Origin of the sequence: Xanthomonas sp. SHU 199 (assembly GCF_000364665.1) — a bacterium.
Taxonomy (GTDB): domain Bacteria; phylum Pseudomonadota; class Gammaproteobacteria; order Xanthomonadales; family Xanthomonadaceae; genus Xanthomonas_A; species Xanthomonas_A sontii.
Map to the genome: position 1 here is coordinate 1 of NZ_AQOI01000855.1, position 427 is coordinate 427.

The 427-nt window shown below is 74.9% G+C and carries 1 pseudogene; it reads left to right on the forward strand.

The features are described from left to right. Positions 1-427: pseudogene (locus D183_RS25820) on the forward strand (MFS transporter); the annotation flags it as partial.

The following is a 427-nucleotide window of genomic DNA, read 5'->3' on the forward strand; positions in this document are numbered from 1 at the left end:
GCTGTGCGCCTGGCAGTTGCAGCGGGTGCTGCGCCATCACGCCAATGCGCACCCTGCCCCGGCCGACGCCACGGCTGTGCTCGCGATCGACCGAGCGCCCTCGTGGCGCGCGATTCCCTGGCAGCCGCTGGCACTGATCGCAGCGGTCTCGCTGACCCTGCCCGCGTTCACCAAGCTCGCCCCGTACGTGGCCGCCTACGGCCTGCTCTCGCCCGGCTGGGGCAGTGCGGTCCTGATCGCCTACGCGCTTGGCACGGTGCTGGTGCAACCGCTGGCCGCGCGCTGGGGCCGGCAGCGCACGCCGACGCAACGGCTGGCCTGGCTCGGCGGCGCCCTGTTGCTGTGCGCGCCGCTGTTCGCCCTGGCGTTGCCGGCGCAGCCACTGCTGAGCCTGGCCGCGGCGGCCTGCATCGGCGCCATCGGCGGC